Here is a 23,771-nt window from a genome sequence, read left to right as displayed (position 1 = left end):
TAGAATGCCTGGGGAATATAGTGAGCGACTAACCTAACTCAGTCCAGAGCGTAACTGGTTCTTCGCTTCTTCGAGTGCTTCAGGTAACTTGCTGGCATCACGTCCGCCTGCTTGGGCGAGGTTGGGTCGTCCGCCGCCGCCGCCGCCTGTGAGCTTGGCGATCGCGCCCACTAGTTTCCCAGCCTGTAAGCCTTTTTGAATGACAGCAGGGCTGAACGCAGCGACGAGACTGACCTTATCGGGTTCGGGCACAGAGCCAAGCACAACTGCACCGTTGGTCAGCTTTTGCTGAAGCTGTTCCGCAGCCGTTTTAAGCGATTCAGGGTCAACGCCATCGAGTTGCGCGATCAGAATGTGGAACTCACCCACGGCTTCGGCTTGTGCCAGCAGGCTATCGGCTTTGGCAAGAGCAAGCTGACCTTTGACGGTTTCGAGTTGCTTTTGAGTAGTTTTGAGTTCGGTTTGCAGGGTAGTGATGCGATCGCTAATCTCTTCAGGCTTAACCTTAAAGCGATCGCTCAAGTCGCGCACAACGGCATCGCGTACATTCAGATACTCCAGCACGGCAGGTCCCGCAATAGCTTCAATGCGACGAACGCCGGCTGCTACGCCTGTTTCGGAGACGATTTTGAACAGACCGATTTCAGCCGTGTTGCTCACATGAGTGCCGCCGCACAGTTCCATTGATACGCCTGCTACGTCCAGTACGCGGACTTCGCTGCCGTATTTTTCACCAAACATGGCGATCGCGCCTTTCGCTTTTGCTTCTGCGATCGGTAGGATTGATGTTTGAGCATGATGCGCTTCGGCAACCCAGGTGTTGACCTGATCTTCAACCTGTTGGATTTCGTCGGGTGTAAGCGGACGAGGGCAGTGGAAGTCGAAGCGGAGACGATCGAAGGACACCAACGAACCCGCTTGAGAAATGTTGTCGTCTACCAGCTTTTTTAGCGCCGATTGTAAGAGGTGGGTAGCGGTGTGATGTGCCTGAGCGCGACGACGGCAGGCAAGATCAATTTGCGCCGTGACGGCATCGCCTGTATGCAGGGTGCCCCGCTCGATGCGACCGTAATGGACGAAGAAGGCAGATTCTTTTTGCACATCCTCAATCCGCACCAGGACATCATCACCAGAAAGATAGCCGCGATCGCCAATCTGCCCACCCGACTCAGCATAAAAGGGCGTTTTATCCAGCACGACCTGTACATCGGTGCCAGCCTCAACGGTTTGTCTGGGCTTGCCATTGACCATTAAGACCTGCACTGCTGCGTCAGTTGCTGGTTGGGTATAGCCCAAAAACTCGGTTTGCTCAATATGGTCTGCCAGATGATCTAGTGTGCCTAGAGCAGTGAGGTCGATCGTTTCATGCGCTAGTTGCGAGCGCCGCCGTTGTTGCTCCATCTCAGCTTCAAAGCCTTTGGCATCAACGGTCAACCCCTTCTCAGCCGCAATCTCTTCGGTTAGCTCTAGTGGAAAGCCGAAGGTGTCATAAAGCGTGAAGGCATCGTTGCCAGAAATTTGTCCACCCGCGCCCATTTGCTCAATGACCTCTGCCAGGAGCTTCTCACCCCGATCGAGCGTTTTCAAGAAGCTGATTTCTTCTCGTTGTAGGGCGACTTTAATGGTTCGCTCCATAGCGCGCACGCTGGGATAAGCAGACTCAGACAGCGCGATCGCGGCTTCGGCAACCTTGGGTGTAAACTCACCATCAATGCCAATCAACCGACCGTAGCGAATGACGCGCCGAATCAACCGCCGCAGCACATAACCTCTGCCTTCGTTGGATGCCACGATGCCATCGGCAATCATGTGCACCACAGCACGGACGTGATCGCCGATGACTTTCAGCGCAATCTGAGTTGTTGCGTCAGCAGTGGCATAGTCGAGCTTAGCGATCGCCGCTGCCTTCTGAATAATGGGAAAAATCAGATCGGTTTCGTAGTTGTTGGGCGCTTTCTGGAGGATTTGCGCCATCCGTTCCAGTCCCAAGCCTGTATCAATGTTTTTGTTTGCCAGCGGTGTCAGATTACCTGCTGCATCCCGGTTGTACTGCATGAACACCAGGTTGTAGAACTCGATAAACCGAGTGTCGTCTTCCAGATCGATGTGTTCATCACCTTTTTCGGGGTAAAAGTCGTAGTAAATTTCAGAACACGGACCACATGGACCCGTCGGACCCGACACCCAAAAGTTATCTTTCTCGCCCATGCGCTGAATCCGGTGCGCTGGAATGCCAATCTCATCTCGCCAGATGGCAAAGGCTTCGTCATCGTCCTCAAAGACACTCACGACCAAACGTTCAGGCGGTAAGCCGTAGACTTGAGTAGACAGTTCCCACGCCCACGCGATCGCCTGCGACTTGAAGTAGTCGCCAAAGCTGAAGTTGCCCAACATCTCAAAGAAGGTATGGTGCCGTGCGGTGCGTCCTACGTTCTCAATGTCGTTGGTGCGAATGCATTTCTGCGAGGTGGTGGCGCGAGGAAACTCAGCCGGACGCTGCCCCAGAAAGATGGGCTTAAACGGCAACATCCCGGCGATTGTCAGCAGCACCGTCGGGTCTTCTGGCACCAGAGAAGCACTGGGCAATATCTTGTGCCCTTTGTCTGCGTAGAAGTCGAGGAAGGTTTGCCGAATTTGAGCGCCGCTGAAGGGAGTAGCCATGAGACGTGGTGGGATCTGCTAAGAAATTATTCGCTGATCTTAATGATGCCGCATGATTCTGTCATTTCACCTGACATCCCAACAAAGTGCCCTGACAAAGTGAAGCGGAAGCTGTAACTCAACTGCTGAGAAACAGGAGAGCGGGTTTATACGCAGGCAGAACGCTGGATTGTCTAAACGTGCTTAACGGTAACTTCACCGTTAGTAACCACAGCTTTACCGTTAGTAACCATAGCTTCATCATTACTAACGATTGCTCTAGCGTAAGTAACGACAACTTGTGCGTAAGTAACGATTGCTTGTGCAGAAGTTACCACCGCTTGAGCGTAAGTCACGATTGCTTGAACGTAGGTAACAAACGCTTGAGCATAAGTAACGATCGCTTCTTCGTTAGTAATGACAGCTTGAACGGAAGTGGCGACAGCTTAAGCAGAAGCAATAATCGCTATCCTCGTACAAGGTTAGTGCGCAAGCAAGACGCAGCTTAATCTCCTCAATTGAGATTTTAGATCGCGAAGTTTCAGCCTAATTACTTAAATTAAGAAGTTTAGCCTGCGAACGTCTTTACTAATGCCCCAAATAAGGTATGTAGGCAGTTATACGCCACAAATACAGATATTCTCAATATTTAAGGTTCATCTGAGCCAGCAATTAATCCGTAATTTTGAAATCGTTTGATGAAGATCACCTTGAAAAGTAAAAATTTCTGATCGATCCTCACACTAACGAATCAATAAACCTATGTTAAGACAAGCGTTCTGCTCAAGCGCTTTGACCTTAGTTCTGATAAATATTGCACCGATTTGCTTAGCTATTCCAATAGAATCGGTGCCTAATCCTAAACGTATCTATGGCGGTTGGGTTACTGATATGGCAGATATGCTTACTCCTGAAACGGAAGCAAAACTGAATCGCCAGATTTCAGCACTAGAAGCAAAAAACAGTAGTGAAATTGCTGTAGTTACGGTGCCAGATGTTTCTCCCTCCGTAAACCCAAAAGCTTTTGCAACTGAGTTGTTCAATGCTTGGGGTATCGGCAAAAAAAAGCAAGATAATGGTGTATTATTCCTGGTTTCTAAGGGCGATCGCCGCACTGAAATTATTACTGGAAGAGGACTTACCACATTACTTCCAGATAGCCAGATAAGTGCAATCCTACAGCAGGATGTTACCCCGAAATTTAAACGACGCCAGTTTGACGCAGGGGTTTTGGCGGGTACAAAAACTCTTATCGTTCAAGTCAACCGTTATCGCTCCTCTAATCCTTCTAAGAAGGTAACGCCCCCATTGCCAGCAGTTCCTTCTCCTTCAAGGAGTAACCAACAGCCTGCCCAAAGGCAAGATGCTGCTCCTCGTATCACAGCGCAACCTGTTCAACCTCTTCTAACACTGCCAAACTCAAGCGGAAGCAAAAGCACCCAAACTCGTTCTATTGGGTTACAACCGCTGCAATCTGAAACGATCGCGCACCCAAACGACTCTGCCAATTTGCTCATGGCAATTCTTAGCGGATTAGGAGGAGGAACTATAGCTGTGGGCAGCATTCTGCTTTACCGCCGCCTCAATCAAGTGTTGTTGATACCAGAAGGCGAATCGCGGGTTGAAAAAGCGGCGATTACAGGACGGGAACGCTTCCACTGTGCAACCTGCAAACAACGGATGGAGCAGTTGACAGCAGGTGAACTGTCGCTCTTTTTAAGTGAGCCTCAGCAAATGGCTCAGCAACTTGGTAGCGTGATTTATGACGGATGGCGGTGTAAGCCTTGTCAAACATCACTGTATGGTAGAGGATTTCATTTGCGATCGCTTGTAATGGATGCAGAACAATTTAGCCACTGTTCAATATGTGATGAACTAACCGCCAATCACAGTTCAGAGATACTAAAACAGCCAACCTGGAATCAAGAAGGAAAAAGCTTGATTACTCATAATTGCCGCTGTTGCTTAAATCAGTGGCAAACTGAGGAATCCATACCGTGTTTGCCATTGCCTAAGAATGCTGTGAAAATTGACCCAATTGGGCGCTCCAGGGTTAACAACTTTCATCTTTTTCAGCAGGCTGAATCAGAACGTCCGACTCACTGTTCAAGATGTCGCTATCCAATGGAGCGGGTCAGTTCTGGTCAGCTTCAGCATCTTTTGCAAGAGTCAGAGCGCGTTGCCGAACGTTTAGGAAGCGTGTCGTTTTCAGGCTGGCAATGCCGAACCTGTTATCCCGAAACAGATACTTCTAATATTCATGTGCGAGCGTACATTTTATCGAGTCACTATCAGATCTGCCCGAATTGCCATGAATTAACTGTTGAGGAAACTTCCAGAACGACACAGTCTGCCACGTCCCACCATGCGGGTCAGCGCCAGATAACTAAGCGGTGTCACTGTTGCTCGTTTGTGGATGAGCGATGGATATCTATTCCTAGACTCGCTACGGTTAGTTCCAGTTCGTCCTCAAGCAGCAGTTGGAGTTCCACTGATAGTTCAAGCAGCAGTACCAGCAGCGATTTTGGCGGTGGCAGCAGTAGTGGTAGTGGTTCAGGTAACAGTTGGTAGTAAAGTTTCCTGGGTGTGCCTAATAAGGGAAGACAAAGTAACTAAAGTTGCGTCTCTCTGACTGATTCATAAGCGATTCATAAGCCGCATAGCAACCCGTCTGACGGAGAGGATCTTAGTGTGGTTGCAAAGGTGGCTTATAACCGCTCAGCCGATACCGTTAGGTAGTAGTTCAAATGAATGAATTAAAATACCTTGACCAAAGGTCGACATAGAACTTATGGTCACTCAGCTCTTCAAAATTATATCTGCTGACGAATATCAGCTACTGGAAGTCCTTGCGGTAGGGTGACCACTGTCTATACCTACTTTCTTACACTGACTACAATCACCTGTCCTTTGGCTACGATCGCCCAAACCTCTGATACCTGAAGCTTTAGATCTATCAAACGATCAGATGGTGCTGGCAAAACAACGATCGCACTATGGCAAGACTCAATCGGCTAGTATAGTTTTATTTGTTGCCACCAGTTCGATCGCTTAAAGCCGTGACCGAACTTTCCCGAACCTTATAATGCTTGGAAATACATAAGTGGCTGCACTTACAGAAGCTGGGCTGATTACTAGGTCTAAAGCCTCATTCGGCTTAAAGATTAACTTTGATGAGAGGGAGGGAGATCCTTCTCGCGTTTTTGTCGCTATGGCTGAGCTTATCAAAGTTTGCCAAGACATAGACAGAAGACTGGTCAGTTCTATTCAAGTAGATGTTGAACCTATCTTGCTTTTGGAGGATATCCAAAAAGGCTCTCTTATTGCTTGGATTAGAAGTACCTTTAAGTTCCCTCAGAATACTCCCAGTTTGGGCTTAGATTCTCATAAGCTTGAAGAATATCTGGGTGAAAGCAAGTTTGCTCTTATAGATTTTACAAGAAATAAAGCTGCATTAACTGATGTCGGCTTAACAGAAGTTCAGATGAAAATTTTTGGTATTCTATCAAAAAAGAAGCCAACACCTGAATTGCCTATTTACACACCTGTTCCGAAAAAAGACTTGCTTTTCGGCATTCAGAAAATGCAGTCAGCTGTTGCGTATTTAACAGAAGGTAAAGATGGTGTTGAATATATCGGTAGAGATAATAGTAAAACACCTTTTAATCTTGGTTTAGACATTACTCCAGGAGTCATTGAGGATATATTGACCAAAGAGACTCTTGCTAATGAGATCACAATGTTATTAAAAGTTAAAAAGCCTGATTATCTTGGCTCCTCCCAATGGGAGTTTAAGGATGAAAAAGGCTCAATTGATGTGAAAATTAATGACTTTGAATGGTTAGAAAGATTTAGAAATAGAGAGTTTGTCCTTGCTCCTGGAGATTCAGTATTAGCGATAGTAGGAGTTGTTTCGAAATATGATGTAGATAATAATCTAATCTCTACCAGGCATACATTATTAAAAGTTCTTGAGCTAAGAGCTGCAAACTTATCTAATGAACCGAAGCAAGGGAGATTAGATTCTTTTGAAGAGTATTAAAGGGTTAGCAATTACTTCTTGCCTGCGAATGAGATGCTAGTTTGTCTGCTTGAAGCTTTCCAGAGAATGATTTTCTGACGCGATTTTCTATAGGTAGCTCTGTGCAGTACTCCAGCATGATCTGCCCATCAAGCTGAAATGCAGATATTCGGGAAAACAGCGATCGACCCTCTAAGGGAGCGTTAGTTAAATTCTATGCTCCCTCACCACAGCTATGGCTCCTTCATACCAAGTGCTAGCGACTAAAGTTGACGTATTCTACAGATCCTTCAGGGTTAGCTTCTGAAACTGCTTGCGATTGACCATTCTCCGCTGACTTCACAGCTACAGGTGATGGCGAGGGTTTTTCCTCCGGGCGACGAGCGTTAATCAGGCTAATGGCGCGAGTGACGCTTTCGGGTAGGATGACGACCAACCCATTAAGCGAAGCAGCATCCAGAGCAGTGTGAATGGCAGTCACTTCGTCGAGAATAGTTTCGTACCGAGCATCTGGTTTTACTTGCACAATCCCTTCAGTAATCAAGCTGGCGGCATCTCCGCGTGGTCGACCCCGTGTGTCGTCATCTTCTTTGATGATGATGCGATCGAACATCTGTGCCGACAGCTTACCCAGAGTCACAAAGTCTTCGTCGCGGCGATCGCCCGGACCACCGACCACACCAATACGCTCACCAGGCCAGTTTTTCACAAAGCCGCCCAAGGCTTCGTAGCTGTGGGCGTTGTGAGCATAATCGACCAGCGCATGGTACCGACCGAGGTTGACCAGATTCATCCGTCCCGGTGTTTGCTCAGTCGAAGCCTGGAAGGTCATCAGCGCTTCACGAATGTCCTCAATACGGACACCCTGGGCGAAGGCTGCCAAACTTGCTGCTAGCGCATTGGCAATCATGAACGGCGCTCGCCCTGCCAAAGTCAAGGGCACATTCACCGCCTGCTCAATCCGCAGCGTCCAATCGCCTTTAAGAATGGACAAATAGCCATTTTCGTAAACAGCCGCCAGCCCCCCTTGCTGGGTGTGCGATCGAATCAGCGGACTATCAGGGTTCATGGAGAAGTAAGCGATTTGACCCTTAACCCGATCTGCCATCGCAGCAACCAGGGGATCATCCGCATTCAGCACCACGTAGCCGCCTGGGATCACCGTTTCAGCGACGACGCCTTTGACCTGTGCCATTTGTTCGATCGAGTTAATGTCGCCAAGACCCAGGTGATCGGCAGCGACATTTAGCACTACGCCGACATCACACGCTGTAAACGCCAGTCCAGAGCGGAGAATGCCACCTCTGGCGCTTTCAAGTACAGCGACTTCCACCGTTGGATCTTGCAAAATCAGTTGAGCGCTTTGGGGTCCCGTGTTGTCGCCAGGTTCCACCAAATAATCGCCAATGTAGGTGCCGTCGGTCGTGGTGTAGCCTACAACTTGCCCTGTTTGCTTGAAGATGTGAGCCGTCAAGCGCGTTGTAGTCGTCTTCCCATTTGTGCCTGTAAGCGCAATGATCGGCACACGACTGGGTGCACCGGGCGGAAACAGCATACTTAACACTGGCTCAGCCACGTTGCGGGGAATCCCTCGACTGGGGCTAACGTGCATCCGGAACCCAGGAGCGGCGTTGACTTCGACAATCACACCATCCACTTCGCGTAGGGGACGTGAAATATCGGGTGTGACGACATCGATTCCTGCAATATCTAGTCCGATAATTTTGGCAACGCGCTGTGCCAGCCAGATGTTTTCGGGGTGCATATCGTCGGTGCGATCAACCGCAATGCCGCCCGTGCTCAAATTAGCAGTCGCTCGCAGATAGAAAATTTCGCCCTCTGGCAGCACTGTCTCAAGGTCGTAGCCCTGTTGCTCTAATAGCTGCCAGGTCGTGCGATCGACCTCCAGTTTCGTCAAGACGTTTTCGTGCCCTTCACCCCGAAGCGGATCTTCATTCGTTTGGTCAATGAGTGCTTTGATCGTTGAGGAACCATCACCCACTACATGCGCTGGCACCCGTTCCGCTACTGCAACCACCTTACCGTTGATAACCAGTACACGGTGATCTCGTCCCTGATAAAAGCGCTCGACGATCACTTCCCTAGAAACTTCTTTGGCAGCGTCATAGGCGGCTTCTGCCTGTTCCCAGGACATGATGTTAATGGTGATCCCACGTCCATGATTGCCATCCAAAGGCTTGATCACGATCGGGTAGCCGCCGACATCCGCGATCGCCCCCTCCAGTTCATCCAAGTAGCCAATGACCGTACCGCGCGGCACTGGTACACCTGCTTCGCGCAAAATTTGCTTGGTGCCTTCTTTATCCGAGGCAAGCTCAACCGCCAGAATGCCCGTGCGATTGCTTAACGTTGCCTGAATCCGCTTCTGATGTACGCCATAGCCAAACTGAATCATGGCGCGGGCGCTCAGTTGCACCCAGGGAATGCCGCGCGCCTCTGCTTCTTTGATCAGCGTTTCGGTGCTGGGTCCCAGTGACGCTTCAGCCTGGAGCGATCGCAAGTCTTGCAAATCTTGCGCTAGCTCCTCTTGAGGGTAGTGTCCCGTTTCGATGATGCTTTGGCAAAGACGCACAGCCGCCCTGGCAGCATAGCGCCCCGCCTGTTCATCCTGATATTCAAAGACAACCTGATACGTGCCCAGGTCAGCCGTTTCGCGGGTGCGACCAAAGCCCACCACCATGCCTGCTAGCTCTTGTAGCTCCAAAGCCACATGTTCAACGATGTGCCCCATCATGGTGCCTTCACGGACACGGCTTAGAAAGCCACCCCGGCAACCTGGCGAACAAAAGTGCTCGACCAAACTAGGCAATGCCTCTGTCAGTCCTTCATAGAAGCCAGGAATTACATTGGAGGGCTTATCTGCAAGATCCTCCAGATCCAGACGCATGACAACGAGTTTTGGACGGCGAATGCTCCAATAGTTGGGACCGCGTAGCGTCTGTACTTTGAGTATTTTCATGACACTGATTCTTTAGGAGGAACGCCAAGGCTGGGCAACAAAATATCAGCTTTTAACTTTTGTTATCGCTAAAAAGACAACCAAAAGGAGCACTCTCTCAGTTTCAAACTCTTAAAACCCCTCAGACTGTTCACTGTAAACATTTCTAAGTCGAAAAGGTGGTTTGCCTCGTCCAGAATGTCCATGCTGTCAGGGATTACAAACTAAAGGCTAATGGTTGAAAAAGATACGTTCGTTGATTGCTTGTTTATAAAAGAACGCTTTAGCCTCACAGTACACCTTCTGTAAATTGAAGCCAGAGTCGCAGACTATTCCTGAGCCATACGATAGGCAGCAAACGATGGCACTCGTTTACGGAGGTCGTAGCGATCGCTGTGGCTCAAGATGTGTAAGCGCAGGTTGCCAATGCTAAGAGGGTCAGTCGCACCAACCTTTTCCTGATTAGTGTAGGACAGTTCTGCTGGGTCGAGAATGGTCACAGTACCTTTGCCAATCACTTGCAGCGTGCCATCGCCCTCAAACAGCGTGCAGGTATCTTCATCAATGCCGATACCCAGGCGATCGGGATACGCAGCGATCGCGCTCATCAAGCGAGCCATACGGTTGCGGTTGTGAAAGTGTTGATCCACGATGACTTCGGGAATAATGCCTAGCCCCGTTGTCATATCAACGAGCGATCGATTGGGCGATTCCCCGCTGCCTCCCCCAGCAATCATATAGTGACCCATGACCGCTGCGCCTGCACTGGTGCCCGCCAGCGTGATTTCGCCTTTCTGCGCGCGTTGCTGTACTGTCCTCATGAGTGGCGTATCAGCCAGTAACCCACATAAGCGTAACTGGTCGCCCCCAGTCATAAAAACACCCGTGCAGTTTTCGACATAGCTCTGCATCAGGGCATCGTTACACTGTTCGCGATCGCGTATATCCAGCACCTCTATCCCTTTAGCGCCCATCTCGCCAAAAATAGTGAGGTAGCGTTCGCCAATAATGGCAGGTTCACGAGACGCAGATGGAATAATAGCAATACGAGCCTCTGCCGCCCCCGAGCGACCAAAGAAGTTGTGCAGAATCTCCTTCCCGTGAATTTTATCCTCTGCCCCTCCAATCACCATAATGGCAGTTTTCGTAGACTGGGGCATATTCTCTCCAAGGGGCTGAAAATCGACTTGTGACGCTACAACGTCAAATGTACTGGGAACGGGGGCAGTGGGAAACCAGCGCTCCCATAGTTTCATCACTGAGGTGTGGACGCTGCTATTGTTCATGTTGCCGCCTGACCGCTCATTGTCCTCATAATAGTGTTTGCTTGGCAAAAGCGATTAGACGGACTTGGATAAAGACGTTAGATACGATCGCGTAGTCCCTGCTTAACCTGCGCTTGCGGCATCAGGTTCTCCTAGGCATCATACGCTAGAGAATTGTAATGCTAGAGAGTTGTGACATAGGCTAACAGTGGGGATCGCTAGGCAACGCCGCCAAAGCTGTTACTAAGGTTAGACGTGGCTCTACGATCGCTCAAGCGTGTTAGGCTGTCGAGTGCTTTTAGTCTACAGTTCAACGCTCACAGTTTAAAGTTCAACCGGAATGCGCTTCGATCTTGTCACCTTGTTTCCCGACTTTTTTACCTCTCCTCTTGGTTCGGGCTTGCTAGGCAAAGCGCTGACCAGACAGATTGCGGCTGTTCACTGCACAAATCCACGCGACTTTACGAGCGATAAACACCATCGGGTAGACGATGAACCCTACGGTGGCGGTGTGGGGATGTTGATGAAGCCAGAACCGATCTTTGCAGCAGTGGAGTCGTTACCAGTTTTGCCGCGACGGGCAGTGCTTTTGATGACGCCTCAAGGTGAGCCGATGCACCAGGCAATGTTCCAGCAGTTGGCGATCGACCACGATCAGATCGTAATCATCTGTGGGCACTATGAAGGGGTGGATGAGCGCGTGCTGCATCTGGCAACGCGAGAAGTCTCTCTCGGTGATTTTGTGCTCACCTGTGGCGAGATCCCAGCGTTGGCATTGCTGAACGGTGTTATCCGCTTGCTGCCAGGTACGGTGGGCAAAGCAGAATCGCTGAAGGCAGAAAGCTTTGAGGATGGTTTGCTCGATTATCCGCAATACACACGTCCTTCTATCTTTCGGGAATGGGCAGTACCCGACGTGTTGCTTTCTGGTAATCACCAGGCGATCGCCCAGTGGCGCAAAAAGCAACAGCTTGAGCGTACCCGTGATCGTCGCCCTGACCTTTATGCCCAGTGGCTTGAAGCGCAGCCCAGTCAAGAATCATGACTGTCAGGGCAGCCTCAAGACTGATTGCTTAAAATAGTACGCAGGGTAGCTTTAACGTCAGAGGTCAGCTTTACAGCCGCAACTTCAATCTATGAGACACTCACAACTTCAGCGCTATTGTGCCATTGCTGTTGGAACACTGCTGGCAAGCACAATTACTTTGCACCCTTCCACTGATACAACCAACGCACGTTTGACCTTCGATGCTGAAGCCTCTGCCCGCAGCAGTGGTGGTCGCAGTGGTGGTGGCTCCTTCCGTTCGTCCCCATCGCGATCGTCTGGTTCAAGCTCATCCCCTTCACGATCGTCTGGTTCAAGCTCGTCCCCTTCACGATCGTCTGGTTCAAGCTCGTCCCCTTCACGATCGTCTGGATTCGATCGAAGCCCGTCCTACCAGCGTAACTATGGTGGCGGTGGCACTGTCATTGTGCCCGTGCCAGTCGGTCCTGGCGTCTATAATGACTCGTATCGCAACGATGGTTACCGTAGCGGTGGCTCTAGTAATGGGCAAGCCTCAACTGATGACTCCGGGCTTGGCTGGATTGTTGGACTCATCTTTCTGGGTGTTTCGGCAGCAGTCATCTTTGGTCTTGTGTTTCTGGTGGTGAAAGCCATGCGGGGCAGTGCTGGTGAGAACGAACGTGACAATGATATTGTCACCGTTAGCAAAATTCAGGTTGCACTGCTGGCAGTGGCAAGGGATATTCAGGCTGAGCTGACTGACCTCAGCCTGGAGGTTGATACTGACACACCAGAAGGACTGCTACAACTGGTTCAAGAAGCGTCTTTAGCGCTGTTGCGGATGCCAGAAAACTGGTCACACGTATTGGCAGACTCACAAACGGTTAAAAGTCGGGAGGAAGCAGAAGCCCTTTTCCAAAAAAGCTCGATCGCCGAACGTAGCAAGTTTAGTGTTGAGACGCTAACCAATGTAGGTGGCAGAGTCAACAAACGCGATGGGTTCAAGCCGAATCCAGATGAAGATCCAGCAGCATATATCGTGGTGACGTTATTAGTTGGCACAACCCACGATCAACAGCTTTTTGAACGGATTCGCACCGAGGCAGAGCTAACTAGTGCCTTAGAACAGTTAGCGTCACTGCCATCTGATAACCTCATGGCGTTTGAGTTGTTGTGGAGTCCACAAGAGTCATCTGATAGCCTCACCTACGACGAACTGCTCACGGAGTATACAGAGATGGTTCAGCTTTAGATTCACTGCATGAGCAAAGCAGGAACGGTTTGACACTAGGGCGATGCAAGGATTGTGGGAGAATGATTAGAGGGCGTCTGGTCTTGAGCAACCTAATGTTATGATCGTCTATCCTTCCATCGCATACTTCGTTAAAAACAAACGATTCAAACGCTTTCAAGTGGCATCTTTGTAGTCAGTCTTTTTGAGAATGGGGTTAAAAATAGGGTGCTATGGAACAAGATTTGCAAGCAATGTCAGACAGTGACGGCGCTGATGATTCAGAACTGACAAATGATATTGTGACAGTGAGTCGTCTTCAAGTAGCGCTGCGATCGCGGGCAAAACGCCTCCAGACAAAACTCTCCGACATTGCATTACGGGCAAATACTGCTACGGCAGAAGGGCTGTTTGAACTGTTGCAAGAGACAGCCAGTACACTGCTAGAAAATGCTGATTTCTGGACACATGTTTTAGCAGGGTCACAGACGGTAGATAGCCGCGAACAAGCAGAAGCGTTGTTTAATCAGTATTCAATCCAAGAGCGCAGTAAATTTAGTGCTGAGACTCTAACGAATGTCAATGGAGTTGTGAGCCAGAAAGCGCCCGTAGCACCCTCCTCTAGCGAACAGCCAGCTTATATCGTGGTGACGCTGCTGCTTGGTACAGCGGATGATGCGCCTCTTTTTAACGAGATTTATTCGACCTCCCTTCTGCGTGATGTGTTGGAAGATATTACCCTGCTGCGATCGCGCTTCCTGCTAGTCTTTGAACTCCTCTGGACACCACAAGACGTAACCGATAGCCTGACTGAAGCTGATCTAGCCTCCGACTATGCAGATCTGGTGCCCATTGCATAGCAGAAGCAGTCGGCATCTTGAGCGCTGTAGGTTCTCTTTAAGGCAATGCCTCAAGGTCGAGGCTTCAAAATTGGTGGCTCACAGTGCTGGTGTGCCGTTGATTGCTGCTTGTCCGCATATAATCAGAAAGCCGCTCACCGCAAGCTGATGACTAACATTCGGATTGGCAATGGATACGACATTCATCGTTTGGTTAGCGATCGCCCGCTTATCCTGGGGGGCGTGAGCATTGAGCATGAACTCGGGTTGTTAGGTCATAGCGATGCCGATGTGCTGACTCACGCCATCATGGATGCCATGCTCGGTGCCTTGAGCCTAGGCGATATTGGTCACTACTTTCCACCCACTGATCCTAAATGGGCAGGTGCGGACAGTGTGGCAATGCTAACCCAGGTCGATCGCTTGATTCAAGACAACGGTTGGACGATCGGCAATGTTGACTCCGTAATCGTGGCAGAGCGCCCGAAATTAAAGCCACATATTAAGGCGATGCGCGATCGCCTTGCAACAGCTCTGAACCTGCAACCCAATCAAGTTGGCATCAAAGCTACGACTAATGAAACTCTGGATGCAACTGGACGCGAAGAAGGCATTGCCGCTTATGCAGTTGTGCTGTTGGTGCAGCAGTGACAGGAAGTGATTAAGGTAGCTAATGGATGACTGCCTGCGACGATAAAGGCTTTCGTCAAATCTTCACTAAAAATTTATATGATAGCGCTCAACCTTGGCGGGGTAGATTAAGTTGCAGGTGTAGATCGAGGCTAGCTCCTTACGGCTAGATTGATAAACCCTATTGACCATCTGAAAGTGCTAGTTTAAGAAGTCTAATTTAGGGTTCTCTGCTTCCTTTAGTTGCAGAAACTCTGTTTAGTCCGGTTAAATGATCTTGTTTGCTGATTGCTTGGATGCACAAAAACCAATTGTCTTAATATCAAAGGGCGATCATTAAAGGGCGATTATATTTTGATTGAGCTTAAGCCTGTTTCTATTGAGCTAATTCTTTATCTTGCGCCTCCCCGTATGGTCATGCTCCTAGTGCTGTCTGTTTACTAATCATGCTTCACCTTTGGTCTGACACAACGTTTTAGTGCGGATCGTCCTGGTTTTTACGCTTACTGTCTCCTCGCTTTGGAAGCTACTTGTTATGACTGCTATTAACGCTTCTACTGGTTCTGCTGGATCGAAGCCTGACGCACCGACATCGATTCGGTTTGTCATCCAAGACGCACACAATCGAGGTGCAACAGCGTTATATCTTCAGCCAGGTCGCCCTCCGTTCTATCGAATGAGCGGGAAGTTACTTCCTCAGGAGCATCTTGCTCCGCTAGCACCAGAGCAGTTTCGGCACTACCTCCAAGAAGTGTTGACCCCCCAGCAGCTCAAGCATTACCTGGAAGTGCGTAAGCTTGATATGGATGTACGTATTCCTGGCTTTATGCAGGGTCGCATTAACTGTGGACCGACTGCCCAGGGTACTGAGGCAATGAGTCTCAACGCGATCGCGCTGGATGGTCCTGATCAAGCGGTGCAACGTCAGGGCACTGTGCAAGTCATGGTTGAAGATGCTTACAAACAACGTGCATCTGATATTCACCTCCAGGTCGGTGAGCCTGTGCGCTTCCGTATTCAGGGCAAGATGGTCAAGCAGGAGACGTACGGTAAAGTTACTTCGCGTCAGTTTGAAGAATTTTTGCAAGAAGTCTTGCTACCAGTCCAACAAGAGCAATTTAAGGAACGGCAAGAGCTGGACACTGCCATTCTTTATGATGGGATGGTGCGGTGTCGGGTCAATTGCTCTCAGTCGATTATGGGCGGCGCGATGGTGCTGCGGTTGATTTCGCTGGATGTGCCAACGCTGCGGAAGCTCGGATTGCCAGATATTTTGCGCGTGCTGGCAGAAGAGCGGCAAGGGTTGATTTTGGTGACAGGTTCGGTGAACTCTGGTAAATCTACCTCGCTGGCAGCAATGCTGCGCCATGTGAATGAAACGCTGCCCCGCAAAATTGTGACGATCGAAGACCCGATTGAGTACGTTCACACGTCCAATGAGTCGTTGGTGACACAACGCGAAGTAGGGCTGCACACTCAAGAATTTAAAGATGCATTGCGCGGCGCTCTACGGCAAGACCCAGACATCATTTTGATTGGTGAAATGCGCGATCGTGAAACGGTAGATACTGCCATTCGCGCCTCTCTTACAGGGCACCTTGTTTTGGGTACTCTGCATACAAAAGGTTCTGTCAACGCCTTCAAGCGCCTGCTCAACTTCTACTCTCCTGAAGAGCAAGAAACTGTGCGGATTCAGATTGTCGATGCCCTCCGTGCTGTAATCGCGCAAGCGTTAGTGCCGACTGTCCACGGTGGACGCACGGCTGCACTAGAAATCATGATCAACACGGATACTGTTCGAGACTATTTACAGAAGGGTGCTACCGACGAAATTTATCAGTTGATGGAAGAAGGTAAGGACGGTAGCCAAACGCTCAATCAGGCGCTTTTCGACCTTTATGAAGGTGGTGTCATTACGCCTCATGATGCACTTGCTGCCTCCCTCTTTCCAGATGATCTGAACTATATGCTGAAAAACTACACGCGCCGCTCGAGCCGATCGGGTCTCACGACCTCGGATTATTTCAATCACCAAATGACTTAGCTGCTTGAGTTCGCAGTATTCAACGTTCAGTTTGCCTCTGAGATACAAGCTACAGTACATTCCAGACTAACTACGCTGATGCTCGCTCGCTCAAACCACCGCTTACCGTTTATGCAAGATGAGAACTTCTAGCGTTAGTTAGTCTGGTCGTGAAGCACAACTTGAAGCGTAGGAATTGAAAGAAAAGTTGCGTTCTATGTTAGGTGTGAGGTCAACCGGAGGGGTTGAGCTAGAATAAAGTCAGCTAAATTTCTTCCCTACTAAACCGTTTTGACCTCGATTACGATCGTCTGTAGCCACCTTCTCTCTTGGTATGAATTCTCTCGGTGCAAACTAGGAGCTTCTCACCCGCATGCGTGAATCCGATCGCAACCTGGATTCCCCCATAGCAGCAGGTGCAAAGCATCTGAAGCCTATTAAGCAGCCTGCTAAGCTGACTTCAGATGACGCATCATTGGTTGCCCTTCCTAGTGTTCATCGCCCTTCTCTGCCTGAGCGCCCAGCGTCAGCACGCCCGCTACCTCATCCCAGCGATGCATGTGGCGCTGCCTCAAATCTTCTAGCTGCAGGAGTTGCGGGTTTAGATCAAGAGGTTTCAGAACGATCAGTTTTACGCGAGCGCATTCTTACCTGGTTGCAAAAGAATGTGCCGAACAGTCGCCTGCAGCACATTTTGCGGGTTGAGCAGATGTCAGCCGAGTTAGCTAAACGGCATCAGGTTGATGTTGCTCAGGCGGCTTTAGCAGGCTTAACGCATGATTTGGCAAAGTTCTTTAAGCCGCAGCGTCTGCTCCAGATGGCACAAGCGGAGGGTCTAACGCTCGATCCCGTAGAGCTAGCCAATCCACATTTGCTTCATGCTGCGGTCGGGGCGATCGTCGCTAGAGATGAATTTGGCATTGGCGATGACGCAGTGCTGGACGCGATTCGCCATCACACGCTGGGTTGCCCCGGCATGAGTGCGTTAAGCTGTATCGTTTTTCTAGCCGATAGTCTGGAACCAGGGCGGGGCGATAGTCTGGAGCTAGAAGCCTTACGCCGTCTTAGCCAGCAAGATCTCCATCATGCCGTTTGGCAAACCTGCGACGAGTCCCTGCGTCACTTGCTAGCTCGTTCTCAACAAATTCATCCTCGTATGGTGCTAACCCGCAACTGGGCGTTGGCACTGACTGACAAAAAGCCATTTGACAAGAAGTTGCCTGTCTCGCGCACACCTTAATTGTTCCGGGCTGGGGCTGTTGGAAGGCTCGTTCTCACCCACTACTTGACGCCTAAAACTACTTTATAGAACTGGAGACTAAATGCCAAATTACGCTCAAGAATCTTCCTTAGATGCTGCTGTAACAACCGTTGTTGACGCTGCAACGATCGCTCAAGATCCAAGCCTGCAACTCGCGATCGCGGCTGCTAGTGCTGCTGATGATCGCAAAGGTGCCGATATTACGCTTCTACGAGTGGCACATATTTCCACGCTGGCAGATTATTTTGTCATCGTGACGGGCTTCTCGAAGGCACAAGTACGGGCGATCGCGGGTTCCATTAAGGACAAGGTTGAAGAGGAATTGCATCGCCTTCCCACTCGTACAGAAGGGCAGTCAGAAGGAAGCTGGACGCTGCAAGATTATGGTGATGTCATTGTCCATATTTTGATGCCGCAAGAGCGGGAATTTTATAACCTTGAGGCGTTTTGGGGGCATGCAGAGCGAGTGGACTTTGCTGCGATCGACCAGTGGGCACATGTTTCTCCCTCCGTCTAAGTTGGGTAGCTTCAGTAGTGCTAGAAAGGGTAGAGGGGTTGTCCCAAGATAGAGACAATCCTTCTATGCCAAAAAGTATCTTTCACAGTACCCAACTTTTAATCTGTCTCGCGCGACGCCCTTAGCTGGACAGACACCAGTACTAACGTTGCTCCAAGCAGCAGCGTGGCGGCAGCGGCAGCATAACCGAAGTCAAACTGAGCGAATGCCTGCTCGTAGATGTAATACACCAGCAGGTTTGTGGCGTTGAGTGGTCCGCCACCCGTGATGACGTAGACTGGCTCAAAGCTTCGCAGGGTGAAGATGGCTGTCGTTACTGCGGCAAAGATTAGCGTGGGTTGCAGCCCCGGCAATGTAATGTACCAAAACTGCTGCCAGGCGTTGGCTCCATCTAGCGTGGCAGCCTCGTAGCGGCTGATAGGAATGGTTTGCAGCCCTGCTAGAAAGACTACCAGATTGAAGCCGATTTGCTTCCAGATGCTTAACAAGATCAGCACAGGCATTGCCCAGACAGTGCTGCTCAACCAGGGAATGGGGTCGATACCAAGTAATGCCAGCCATTGATTGACCGGTCCCTCTGTTTGAAACAGCCATCGCCATCCCAGACCGACCGCAACGAGCGAGGTAATCGACGGCAAAAAGTATGCCACTCGTAAGAGATCGCGCAGGACGATCGCTCGATCGAGCAATACTGCCAGACCCAGCGGCAGCAGCAAGCTAGGAAGCACAGTGGCGACGGTAAAAACGATCGTATTGCCCACGACTTGCCAAAAATCGGGAGTCAGAAACAAGCGCCAATAGTTTTGTAAGCCAACCCAGTGAACGCCAGCCCTGGTAAAGCTGCCTGCGGTAAAGCTGAGGTAACACAGGTAGGCGATCGGATACAGCACGAAGATTCCCAACAGCAGTAGGGCAGGCGCTAGAAAAAGCCAGGCAATGACTGTCTCATTATCAAAATCTAAGAAGGCGTTGCGGGATAGCTTCTGGTGGGTCATCTCACGGTGCAATGAGAACGATAGTGATGGCATCTGTTGAAGCGTAGGCTTGCAGGACGATCGCTTCAAGTTTGGCTCAGAGATTGTAAAGTTGGCTGGTAGTTCGTTGGGCAGTTTATGCAGCTAAAAGAGGTACTCCTAATGCTTGTAAATTAATTGTTTCTACATTGCGAGAATAGTTATCTAGGGTAATGACAACCACTTTGCCATCACTGTCATAGTCCAAAATCAAATCATCAGTGATGGTATCTGTTGCAGCGATCGGCTTTATTGTTAGCTCGATCGCTAGCGTATCTGTTTCAGAAAAATACTGGATTTTCATTAGGGTTCTTCACCTCGCTGCTGTCGCTTGTAAAAGTTACGGTCCAAAAAGGCGTTATGGATAGTTAGCTGAATTGTGTCGGTGCCCAGGGACCAACGATCGCCTCTCCCCGCTTTTCTTTTGCGGCTAGTTCTAAGTTTAACGTCAGCAGTTTTTCGAGCAGATCATCGTCTGGGCTGAAGCCGTAGGCTTGCAGGACGAGGGCATCGAGTTTGGCGTGGAGTTTGTGGAGTTGGCTGGTGGGTTCGTGGAAGTATTCGTTGTAAAGCTTAGTGATGCCCCACTGTTTTTTCTCCATTTGGGTGCTGCGGTAGTCGTGGAGTTCGAGGGCGGTGGTGCGGATGGTGGTGATGAGTCTGACGACTGGGGTTTGGGGAAAGGGGAAGGTTTCAAAGCAGGTGCTTGGAGTATACGCTGTTCTATCTTCAAGAGTAGATTTCTGAGCTTCCATCCATGTTCTGTGAACGATAGATAGTAAAACGCCTAGTACATAGAAATCATCAGAAGCAAAAGTAACCGTTTTTTCTCCTGCAAGCCAATCGACAGAAATAACGAGAGGCATTGCCCACTTAGAAACTCGTGGAACTGCAAAACAGTGGCTCAGTGTTGAAAGTGCTGTCCGCATTGGTTGATTAGTACGTTTAAACTTCCACCACGTATCTCTCAGCAATTGCACACGATTTTTGCCTCGTTCTGGTTTGACTGTAGCTTTGACGTGCTGAAAAGGTAGTTTATAGTCGCTGGCATCTTCAACAGACATCTCATTGAAATCAATCACCCAACGTTCGGGCAGTCCATGAGGATTTTGTGCCAAGTTTGCACCCATCGAAAACAGTTTGAGGACTTCTTGATTTCGAGAATCAGCTTTTAACCAATCTTGTACTTGTTCATTAGTGACTAAAAAACCCATACCGTTGGGTTCTACACCTCTAAAGCTCTTATTTGCATTGGCTTTAAGCGGTTTAGCAGCAGAAACATTCGTTGTAGATTTGAGCGATGAGCTAATAAAACCGACTTTCTGATTATCTAAATAAAACGCTCCGGTGTTCCTGCGGCTCCAGTTAATAATACTGACATGGACAGCCGCTTCTCCTGTCCAGGGTTGAGTAGAAATTGCGTCGTGTATGAATCCACCGTTATCAGTAACGTAATCTAACGCGGCTGCTTTGCTTTTGCCTTGACTAATTGAGTTGGTAGCAACCAGACCAGCTCTGCCATTCTCATCAAGTCGCTCATGCGCTAGTCGAAACCAATAGCTTGCAAAGTCAATCTGCTGATTTTCAATTGCTGAAAACTTTTCAAAGACTCGCTCAACGTAATCATCTCCCCGCTCCTTTCGCATTCTTGCACCACCTAAAAATGGTGGATTCCCAATAATTGCGTCTGCTTTTACCCACTCGGTAAACAGCGCATCTTTGCAAACAATATTGGCATCCAGCGTGTCTAACGGTAGGGCGGGTTGGTCGTGAATATCGCAGAGGTCGATCGCCACTTTGCGGGCAATCATCAGCGTCACTCGTGCCAGCTCCACCGCAAACGCATTTGTGTCCATGCCGTAGAACTGCTGCGGGGTGACAAAGCCAATGCTCATCTGTCCATGTTCGCTCTTTGCCTTTGGATCGGCATCAATCTTGTCTTGCAGTACGCGCTCCAGTCGTTTTAGTTCGAGATACGCCATGTAAAGGAAGTTGCCCGACCCACACGCCGGATCAAGCACTTTGTAGTCTTGCAATTCCATCCGTAGTGAGTAGAGTTCCGCTAACTTTGTTGTCTGCGCGATCTTTTCTTCCCAATAGCGCGTGATGGTGGGGCGAACAATCTTGAGAATGTCTTCTTCCGAGGTGAAATGAATGCCGTGGGCATGACGTTCTTTGCTGTCGCTTTTGCCGATCGCCGACTCAAAGATGTTGCCAAAGATGGATGGGCGCACTGCTTTCCAGTCTTGTGATGCGGCTGCTTCCAGTAGCTCTAGTTCTTTCCCGGTCAGTTCTAGCGGCTGCACCTCCCGAAACAAGCCACCGTTGAAATAGTCCACACCCTGATAGCGTCCTGCGGGAGCAATGCCGGGTCGATTCATCTCCTGAAACAGGTTGCCTAGAATATCGTAGGTGTTTGAGGATTTGCCCTGGCGAGTACGGTCTAAACACTCGCGCACCAGACTAATAAAGAGATCCTTTGGCAACAGATCTCGATCTTCCGCAAACATTGCCAGCACGCATTGCAGCACAAACCGCTGTGCCGTCTTCGGATCAACCGCATCGCGCGATCGTTTCGTCAGCATCGTCAGCAATTCGCCCATGCGTCCGGCTGCTTTCTCCGTCACCGACACCAGATTGTTGTTAAAGATAGGCGCACGATCCAGTTCTGGATTCATGAACGTGAACGCCCCAATGCGATCGGGCAAATGTGCTAACGCAATCTTCTCGATCGGTTCCTCGGACTGCTTACGAAAGTCGTAAAGCCAAAACTCATCAAAATTGCACAGCATCACATAGCTGGGGCACTGCAACTGCATCCAGTAGGTGACGGCTTGCGCGTAATGCTTGTTGAGGTCTTCACCCCGCTTCTTCATCTCAATCAGCAAATGAGGCTGCTATGCCAGATCGGCAAAGCCCGTATTGCCTTTTTTGCTGCCCTTTTTTACCCGTTGCTCTAGCGTTGCCCCCGCTTCTTTTACGCCTTCATGTCCAAACGCCTGAAAGAAGCGATCGAGAAAGTTTTGCGACTCGCCTTTTTCATCGCCTTTAAGATGCTGCTGGCAGTACTGAACAAATTTTTGGAGGCTTGCAGTTGTAGCTGGCATGAGGGGCGTTCAAAGTGAGATTAATGGAGGGGAGCGATCGATCAACACATGATAAGGAATGGAAATTAAATAAGTTCGATCTTTGGTAGGGGCGGGTTTTGCTGTCAAATCATTGCAGGATGCAGTTTGGTCTGCTAAACCCGCCCGTACAGTTTGCGGATTTATTAAATTCCCGATCCTAAGCGCTCAGTGTTCCCACCTTAACCTTCAACCTACAGGCTCTAGCCGAGATACCTAACGTCTGTATCTGGCTTAACCAGCACAATCAGGGCTATTCAAAGAAGTTAGGGATCTATTTCGAGCTTTTTGCTCGATCGTTGCAGTTCAGAACTCGAAGCGCCGAGCTTTTTACTCCAAGCACCGAGCTTTTTGCTCGATCGTTGCAGTTCCGAACTCGAAGCGCCGAGCTTTTTACTCGAAGCACCGAGCTTTTTACTCGAAGTGCCGACCTTTTTGCTCGACGATTGCAGTTCCGAACTCAAAGCACCGAGCTTTTTACTCGAAGCACCGAGCTTTTTGCTCGATCGTTGCAGTTCCGAACTCGAAGCGCCGAGCTTTTTACTCGAAGTGCCGAGCTTTTTGCTCCAATGGTCAGATTCAGACAGGTTAGAAACCGAGTTTCTGGAGCGCAAGCGATCGCCATCGCAAGGCAACTTGAGGGAGAAACCCGGTTTCTGGAGCGTGACCTTAGACGTTTGCAGCTTGTGGCTTTGGCTTGCGTGTCTTGCGGGCAAAACGCTGACCTAATTCTTCCACCAGCCCTTCTAAGCCAGCATCCTGTCCACTTGCCTTCGCGTAGCTGTAGACCTGCAACGCGGCTGCCATCGCCTCACTACCGGCTGCCGTGGTCGTATCATCGACCAGTTCTTGCAGTTGTGCCAGCGCTACCACGATCGGGTACATTGCTTCAAATAGCTGCACATCCTTCCGCATTTCCTCCAGGTCAAACGAGCGTGGCAAAAAATCTGGGTTCTGCGTGGCAACCTCTAGCGCCTTGCTTACAAACGCGCGACTCTTATCGCCCATTTTGGGCAGTGCTTTACACTCCTCGGCTGTGAGATCAATCAAGAACGGTAGTCTGGTTTTAATAGTGGTAATGGCATCCATCACGGCTTCGCGATCGGTTTGGGTCAGCGCAGCACTAATGCGGTTGGTCATCGGTCTTTTTCTCTCAAAGATTTGACGTGTTTAGAGTGCCCACGCGACCCGCAGGGATATAACAGTCAGCGGTGCGGTGCTCCATTGCCAAACTGACGGCA

18 protein-coding genes are annotated in these 23,771 nt (G+C 49.7%); 10 read left to right on the top strand and 8 right to left on the bottom strand.

Annotation, left to right across the window (positions count from 1 at the left end):
• Nucleotides 1–33 precede the first annotated feature (33 nt).
• The gene (gene alaS, locus H6F86_RS22320) at nucleotides 34–2,661 is read right to left on the bottom strand and encodes an alanine--tRNA ligase (RefSeq protein WP_190451371.1); all 2,628 of its coding nucleotides are present in this window, start codon (nucleotides 2,659–2,661) and stop codon (nucleotides 34–36) included.
• A gap of 828 nt (nucleotides 2,662–3,489) precedes the next feature.
• Between alaS and H6F86_RS22315 the strand changes: the two genes are divergently transcribed.
• Both H6F86_RS22315 and H6F86_RS22310 read left to right on the top strand, forming a co-directional pair.
• Entirely contained in the window at nucleotides 3,490–5,211 is a 1,722-nt protein-coding gene (locus H6F86_RS22315) for a TPM domain-containing protein (protein ID WP_199305419.1), read from the top strand.
• Nucleotides 5,212–5,743: 532 nt separating this feature from the next.
• A complete protein-coding gene (locus tag H6F86_RS22310; protein WP_190451367.1) occupies nucleotides 5,744–6,682 on the top strand; it encodes a hypothetical protein in 939 nt (312 codons plus the stop codon).
• Nucleotides 6,683–6,917: 235 nt separating this feature from the next.
• Here the strand turns inward: H6F86_RS22310 and cphA are convergent, their stop codons facing one another.
• A complete protein-coding gene (gene cphA / locus H6F86_RS22305; RefSeq protein WP_190451365.1) occupies nucleotides 6,918–9,641 on the bottom strand; it encodes a cyanophycin synthetase in 2,724 nt (907 codons plus the stop codon).
• A 308-nt stretch (nucleotides 9,642–9,949) separates the two neighbouring features.
• Nucleotides 9,950–10,780, bottom strand: a complete 831-nt coding sequence (locus H6F86_RS22300) for a cyanophycinase (RefSeq protein WP_190451682.1) — start codon at nucleotides 10,778–10,780, stop codon at nucleotides 9,950–9,952.
• Nucleotides 10,781–11,225: 445 nt separating this feature from the next.
• Here H6F86_RS22300 and trmD point away from each other — a divergent pair, with 445 nt between their 5' ends.
• The 7 genes from trmD to rsfS all read left to right on the top strand — a co-directional run bounded on the left by trmD (nucleotide 11,226) and on the right by rsfS (nucleotide 18,392).
• Complete coding sequence (gene trmD / locus H6F86_RS22295) at nucleotides 11,226–11,930, top strand: tRNA (guanosine(37)-N1)-methyltransferase TrmD (RefSeq protein ID WP_190451363.1); 705 nt, start codon at nucleotides 11,226–11,228, stop codon at nucleotides 11,928–11,930.
• Between the two features lie 91 nt (nucleotides 11,931–12,021).
• The gene (locus tag H6F86_RS22290) at nucleotides 12,022–13,143 is read left to right on the top strand and encodes a DUF1517 domain-containing protein (protein ID WP_190451361.1); all 1,122 of its coding nucleotides are present in this window, start codon (nucleotides 12,022–12,024) and stop codon (nucleotides 13,141–13,143) included.
• A 212-nt stretch (nucleotides 13,144–13,355) separates the two neighbouring features.
• The gene (locus H6F86_RS22285; RefSeq protein ID WP_190451359.1) at nucleotides 13,356–13,982 is read left to right on the top strand and encodes a DUF1517 domain-containing protein; all 627 of its coding nucleotides are present in this window, start codon (nucleotides 13,356–13,358) and stop codon (nucleotides 13,980–13,982) included.
• 147 nt (nucleotides 13,983–14,129) lie between these two features.
• Nucleotides 14,130–14,612, top strand: a complete 483-nt coding sequence (gene ispF, locus H6F86_RS22280) for a 2-C-methyl-D-erythritol 2,4-cyclodiphosphate synthase (RefSeq protein WP_190451680.1) — start codon at nucleotides 14,130–14,132, stop codon at nucleotides 14,610–14,612.
• Between the two features lie 514 nt (nucleotides 14,613–15,126).
• On the top strand, nucleotides 15,127–16,635 hold the full coding sequence (locus H6F86_RS22275) for a PilT/PilU family type 4a pilus ATPase (RefSeq protein WP_190451357.1): 1,509 nt from the start codon (nucleotides 15,127–15,129) through the stop codon (nucleotides 16,633–16,635).
• Between the two features lie 352 nt (nucleotides 16,636–16,987).
• A complete protein-coding gene (gene yqeK / locus H6F86_RS32380) occupies nucleotides 16,988–17,854 on the top strand; it encodes a bis(5'-nucleosyl)-tetraphosphatase (symmetrical) YqeK (protein WP_190451355.1) in 867 nt (288 codons plus the stop codon).
• 82 nt (nucleotides 17,855–17,936) lie between these two features.
• On the top strand, nucleotides 17,937–18,392 hold the full coding sequence (gene rsfS / locus H6F86_RS22265) for a ribosome silencing factor (protein ID WP_190451354.1): 456 nt from the start codon (nucleotides 17,937–17,939) through the stop codon (nucleotides 18,390–18,392).
• A 98-nt stretch (nucleotides 18,393–18,490) separates the two neighbouring features.
• On the opposite strand, the gene H6F86_RS22260 is transcribed toward rsfS, so the two are convergent.
• From H6F86_RS22260 to H6F86_RS32375, 4 genes are all read right to left on the bottom strand, one after another.
• Complete coding sequence (locus H6F86_RS22260; RefSeq protein WP_190451345.1) at nucleotides 18,491–19,387, bottom strand: sugar ABC transporter permease; 897 nt, start codon at nucleotides 19,385–19,387, stop codon at nucleotides 18,491–18,493.
• 115 nt (nucleotides 19,388–19,502) lie between these two features.
• A complete protein-coding gene (locus H6F86_RS22255; RefSeq protein ID WP_190451343.1) occupies nucleotides 19,503–19,709 on the bottom strand; it encodes a DUF2283 domain-containing protein in 207 nt (68 codons plus the stop codon).
• 64 nt (nucleotides 19,710–19,773) lie between these two features.
• A complete protein-coding gene (locus tag H6F86_RS22250; protein WP_347240902.1) occupies nucleotides 19,774–22,293 on the bottom strand; it encodes a DNA methyltransferase in 2,520 nt (839 codons plus the stop codon).
• Nucleotides 22,294–22,302: 9 nt separating this feature from the next.
• A complete protein-coding gene (locus H6F86_RS32375) occupies nucleotides 22,303–22,512 on the bottom strand; it encodes a type IIL restriction-modification enzyme MmeI (RefSeq protein ID WP_242033628.1) in 210 nt (69 codons plus the stop codon).
• Between the two features lie 306 nt (nucleotides 22,513–22,818).
• On the opposite strand from H6F86_RS32375, the gene H6F86_RS22245 reads away from it, so the two are divergent.
• On the top strand, nucleotides 22,819–23,259 hold the full coding sequence (locus tag H6F86_RS22245; protein ID WP_190451341.1) for a hypothetical protein: 441 nt from the start codon (nucleotides 22,819–22,821) through the stop codon (nucleotides 23,257–23,259).
• Here the strand turns inward: H6F86_RS22245 and H6F86_RS22240 are convergent.
• Nucleotides 23,200–23,670 carry a hypothetical protein gene (locus tag H6F86_RS22240; protein ID WP_190451339.1) on the bottom strand — a complete coding sequence of 157 codons (471 nt, stop codon included), beginning with the start codon at nucleotides 23,668–23,670 and terminating at the stop codon, nucleotides 23,200–23,202. The two genes, H6F86_RS22245 and H6F86_RS22240, sit on opposite strands and share 60 nt — an antisense overlap.
• Nucleotides 23,671–23,771 lie beyond the last annotated feature (101 nt).

The organism is Phormidium sp. FACHB-592 (genome assembly GCF_014695795.1).
Lineage (GTDB): Bacteria > Cyanobacteriota > Cyanobacteriia > Leptolyngbyales > Leptolyngbyaceae > Stenomitos.
Note: the sequence above shows the minus strand (reverse complement) of the source record. Positions and strands in the feature narration are given on the sequence as shown.

Coding starts and splice junctions, on each gene's coding strand:
- alaS (WP_190451371.1), bottom strand. CDS start 2,661: ATGGCTACTCCCTTCAGCGGCGCTCAAATTCGGCAAACCTTCCTCGAC.
- cphA (WP_190451365.1), bottom strand. CDS start 9,641: ATGAAAATACTCAAAGTACAGACGCTACGCGGTCCCAACTATTGGAGC.
- H6F86_RS22300 (WP_190451682.1), bottom strand. CDS start 10,780: ATGCCCCAGTCTACGAAAACTGCCATTATGGTGATTGGAGGGGCAGAG.
- trmD (WP_190451363.1), top strand. CDS start 11,226: ATGCGCTTCGATCTTGTCACCTTGTTTCCCGACTTTTTTACCTCTCCT.
- H6F86_RS22290 (WP_190451361.1), top strand. CDS start 12,022: ATGAGACACTCACAACTTCAGCGCTATTGTGCCATTGCTGTTGGAACA.
- H6F86_RS22285 (WP_190451359.1), top strand. CDS start 13,356: ATGGAACAAGATTTGCAAGCAATGTCAGACAGTGACGGCGCTGATGAT.
- ispF (WP_190451680.1), top strand. CDS start 14,130: ATGACTAACATTCGGATTGGCAATGGATACGACATTCATCGTTTGGTT.
- H6F86_RS22275 (WP_190451357.1), top strand. CDS start 15,127: ATGACTGCTATTAACGCTTCTACTGGTTCTGCTGGATCGAAGCCTGAC.
- yqeK (WP_190451355.1), top strand. CDS start 16,988: ATGCGTGAATCCGATCGCAACCTGGATTCCCCCATAGCAGCAGGTGCA.
- rsfS (WP_190451354.1), top strand. CDS start 17,937: ATGCCAAATTACGCTCAAGAATCTTCCTTAGATGCTGCTGTAACAACC.
- H6F86_RS22260 (WP_190451345.1), bottom strand. CDS start 19,387: ATGACCCACCAGAAGCTATCCCGCAACGCCTTCTTAGATTTTGATAAT.
- H6F86_RS22255 (WP_190451343.1), bottom strand. CDS start 19,709: ATGAAAATCCAGTATTTTTCTGAAACAGATACGCTAGCGATCGAGCTA.
- H6F86_RS32375 (WP_242033628.1), bottom strand. CDS start 22,512: ATGCCAGCTACAACTGCAAGCCTCCAAAAATTTGTTCAGTACTGCCAG.
- H6F86_RS22240 (WP_190451339.1), bottom strand. CDS start 23,670: ATGACCAACCGCATTAGTGCTGCGCTGACCCAAACCGATCGCGAAGCC.